Source organism: Acetobacter sp. AN02 (assembly GCF_029759835.1).
Taxonomy (GTDB): Bacteria; Pseudomonadota; Alphaproteobacteria; order Acetobacterales; family Acetobacteraceae; genus Acetobacter.
This window is the reverse complement of record NZ_JAJJND010000141.1, coordinates 1-4015: the sequence shown is the minus strand read 5'-3', so window position 1 is coordinate 4015 and position 4015 is coordinate 1. Positions and strand designations below refer to the sequence as shown.

4 protein-coding genes are annotated in these 4015 nt (G+C 56.5%); all 4 read left to right on the top strand.

What is annotated here, in order from left to right; translation table 11 throughout:
* The first annotated feature begins 84 nt into the window (after window positions 1–84).
* The 4 genes from LOC54_RS11615 (at window position 85) to LOC54_RS11600 (ending at window position 3912) form a co-directional block, all read left to right on the top strand.
* Window positions 85–549: a hypothetical protein gene (locus tag LOC54_RS11615; protein WP_279313953.1), complete on the top strand. Its 465-nt coding sequence runs from the start codon at window positions 85–87 to the stop codon at window positions 547–549.
* Between the two features lie 1052 nt (window positions 550–1601).
* Window positions 1602–3212: a class I SAM-dependent DNA methyltransferase gene (locus LOC54_RS11610; RefSeq protein ID WP_279313952.1), complete on the top strand. Its 1611-nt coding sequence runs from the start codon at window positions 1602–1604 to the stop codon at window positions 3210–3212.
* Window positions 3209–3613, top strand: a complete 405-nt coding sequence (locus tag LOC54_RS11605; RefSeq protein ID WP_146863794.1) for a nucleotidyltransferase substrate binding protein — start codon at window positions 3209–3211, stop codon at window positions 3611–3613. Before LOC54_RS11610 ends, LOC54_RS11605 begins: the two co-directional genes overlap by 4 nt.
* Window positions 3610–3912: a nucleotidyltransferase domain-containing protein gene (locus LOC54_RS11600; protein WP_279313951.1), complete on the top strand. Its 303-nt coding sequence runs from the start codon at window positions 3610–3612 to the stop codon at window positions 3910–3912. Before LOC54_RS11605 ends, LOC54_RS11600 begins: the two co-directional genes overlap by 4 nt.
* Window positions 3913–4015: the final 103 nt, after the last annotated feature.

Here is a 4015-nt window from a genome sequence, read left to right as displayed (position 1 = left end):
GAACAACCTTGGCGCATCATGTCAATCGGACTGCGCAATTGGGCGCATAGGTTCTAGCAATCAATGGTTGGTATAAGAGATCGCATGACCGGAAAGGTTTTTGCAGTCCTATGGCTTGAGGATCCCGTCATTTTAGGAAAAGGGGCCAGAAAGGCACCGCAGCGTTACGCTGACCTCGCGGAAAGCCTGATAGGAAAATTTTTAGGAGCAACACCTCAGCCCCCGGAAACACTCATCCCTGCGCCCTGGGGGACACATATCGAGACTACGTCAGGAACTACACCGGTCGATCTGCATTTTCTCAATTGTGCATTACTGAAGCTTCTTGCAAGGCAGCCCACCATTAATGAACCTCTCGACGAGGGTTTGTCGATTCCCGAGCGAAACAGGCTGCTTTTTGACATCGTGCGTCTACGGTTTCGGAAAGCCACACCTCTTGAGACCATTTTACGCTTTGCCTACCAGACCAACGCTCGTTTCACGTCTCCCCTGAAGCGCCTGAATGTCCGTGAGATGTGCGAGCGTATTCAGGCCTATCGGGTAATCTAGGCCGAGAAGGATGCTCGCGACAGTATTCCGGGCCGGGAGCGACAGGCGGCAGCAGGACGAGAAAGTGCACGGCGCAGATCCGAAAGTTTTATTAAGCTGCTCGTCGACACCGTCCGCGTGTGGCCAGCAGGGAAGAAGATCACACAGACGGCTCTGGCCGAAAAAACCGGAGTCAGCGAGCGTACGGTCCGGAAATACTGGCGGTCAATACCATGTCTTACGGCGGACTCAACCGGCAAGACGCTTTCTCCATCTGGTAGTAATCCTGAAAAAGATAAGAATCTTTATAATGCGCCTCTCACTGCTCACATTTTTTGCCGCGAAACAGAGGTGAGGGATTGCTTGTATTATAAAGCACACTTCGCCAGTCAAAACCGGCGAGGCGCGCAGCCGGAAATGCCGCGCACTCCGGATTCTGGCTGGGATAATCCGGAAATTGCGATGGCGTATCGGGCGTCGGAACTAGCTTATGAAGATGCCTTACGGCGCGCGAGGGCCAGAACAAATGCTCACAGTCGCAAAAAGCTGAAGCACCAGTTGGGCATCGCGGGCGTCCAAGGAAACAAGGCGAAATTACAGGAAGCGATTGCCTTGGCGCGAATGAAATTCGAGGATCTACGCCAGATCCGAGAGACTTTAATTTCTCAATCAGCTTTTTTCAAATACCTTGATTATATTGAATTTCGGTCAATTTATGCACTTCGGCAGGCATACCGACGCGGGGCCGTTGCTAGAGCGATGTGCGAAAGCAGAATGGCCACAGCGACGTGCAGGAATGAATGCCATTCCTGAATGTCGAAAAGGGTATTTATTCACTTTTGGGCAGACTGGTTTGCAAGCCGGAGAGTTCGAACAAGGTTGAAACTCTCCGAACAGTCGCTGACAAACAGTATCGTCGAGCAGACTGCGGAAGGCCTGATCTGACAGGTGCCATAACAGCTCTATCATCTCGAAACCGGACCTCTCATCAAGGCTTCTCTCAACCCTCGACGTTCAGGGTCTGATCGGGCAGATTGTAACGACCTGTTCTGTCAGCCTGAAAGCCTGTTCCCATGCCCCGTGGTCGCCCTCGCAAGAACCCGGATGCCGCACCGGCTCCCAAGAAGACGACACGGACAAAAGCGAAGACAACAGCTGCCCACCTTGGCTTTGAGCAGCAGATGTTTCTGGCGGCCGACAAGCTGCGGAAGAACCTCGAACCATCCGACTACAAGCATGTCACGCTCGGACTGATTTTCTTGCGCTATATCTCCACGGCGTTTGAGGCGTATCACGAGATCCTTCTCCACGATGACCCGGCAGCAGCGGAAGATCCGGACGAATATCTGGCCGAGAACATCTTCTGGGTGCCAGAAACTGCCCGCTGGTCGCACCTTCAGGCCAATGCCCGCTCGTCCGGCATCGGCAAAATGATCGATGACGCCATGCTGGTCATCGAGCAGGCCAACCCTGAACAGCTCAAGGGCGTTCTCCCCAAGGATTACGGACGTCCCGCGCTGGACAGTGTCATGTTGGGCGAACTGATCGACCTCATTTCCGAGATCGGCATGGGCGGCAGCGAGGATCAGGCCCGCGACGTGCTGGGGCGTGTCTATGAATACTTCCTCGGTGGCTTCGCGGGCGCGGAAGGCAAGCGCGGGGGCGAGTTCTACACCCCGTCCAGTGTCGTCCGCACGCTGGTCTCCATGCTCGAACCCTATAAGGGACGCGTCTATGATCCCTGTTGCGGGTCAGGGGGCATGTTCGTGCAGTCGGAGCGGTTCGTGGAATCCCACGGCGGCAAACTGGGCGACATCGCCATTTACGGGCAGGAAAGCAACCACACGACCTGGCGTCTGGCGAAAATGAACCTCGCCGTCCGGGGCATCGGCGCGGACATCCGCTGGAACAACGAAGGCAGCTTCCTGCGGGACGAACTCAAGGACCTGCGCTTCGATACCATTCTGGCCAATCCGCCATTTAATATCTCGGACTGGTGGAACGCCTCGCTGGAGGAAGACCCGCGCTGGCAGTATGGCAAGCCTCCTGCGGGCAATGCCAACTATGCATGGCTCCAGCATATCCTGTGGCACCTCGCCCCGAACGGGACGGCAGGCGTCGTGCTGGCCAACGGGTCCATGTCGTCCAACCAGAACAGCGAAGGCGAGATCCGCCGCCGCATGGTCGAGGCCGACGTCGTGGACTGCATGGTGGCCCTGCCCGGCCAGCTTTTCTATTCCACCCAGATCCCGGCCTGTCTCTGGTTCCTGACCCGCACGAAACATCCCAAAGGCTGGCGCGACCGGCGCGGGGAGATGCTGTTCATCGACGCCCGCAAGCTCGGCACGATGGTCGATCGCACCCGCCGCGAACTGACGGATGCGGACGTCGCGCGCATCGCTGACACCTACCATGCCTGGCGCGGCGAGAAGGACTCGGCCTCCTATGAGGACGTTCCCGGCTTCTGCAAATCCGTCACGCTTGATGATGTTGAGAAGCACGGCTTTGTTTTGACACCCGGCCGCTATGTTGGCGCAGAAGAAGCTGAAGAAGACAGCGTGCCTTTTGCCGAACGGTTCGCAGCGCTGGAGAAAACCTTGCAGGAGCAGTTCCGCCAGGGCGAGGAACTGAACGCAAAAATCACTGCGTCTCTGAAACTGATCGTCCCGCAGGAGGCTTCATGACCCTGTACCTCACGCCACTGGAACGGGCGCTGGATCGTCTGAAGGAAGGCTGGGCGCGGCATGTTGCCCATCCTGATGATGAGCAGCTACGCGATGGGCTGATCCAGCGTTTCGAGTTCACCTACGAACTTAGCCACAAGACCCTGAAGCGATTTCTGGAAGCCAACGCGGCCTCTCCGGAAGAATATGACCGCATGGGCTTTCCGGACCTGATCCGCTCCGCCAATGAAGCCGGCTTGCTCAAAAGCGCCTGGCCGCAATGGAGCGTGTTTCGCAAGATGCGGAACATGACCAGCCATACCTATAATGAGGCGTCCGCAAAGCAGGTCGTGGCGACGATACCTGATTTTATCGACGAGGCGGCGTTTCTGCTGGCCGTTCTGAAAGACCGGACCGCGTGACAGACCGGATCGACATTACATCCGAAGAACGGGCCATCGTGCTGCGGATCCTCAACGACATTGTGCCTGACCGCGAGATGCGGGCGTTCGGCTCGCGCGTGACAGGCAAGGCCAAGCCGTTCTCGGATCTGGATCTGGCAGTGATGGGGGATGAGCCGTTGCCGCTGGAGACGCGGGCGCAGCTGGAAGAGGCGTTTTCGGAGTCTGATCTTCCATGGAAAGTCGATGTGCTGGATTGGGCGCAAGTCGATGACCAATTCAAACGTATAATTTCTAATTCTTGGATCGTTTTACAGTGACCGCTTGGGAAAAAGTTACAATCTCGGATTGAATTGCCCCGGGTTTTGTGGAGACAGAACGACCCGAGAGGTAAGAAGAATTCATGAGCAACAAATCGAAGCG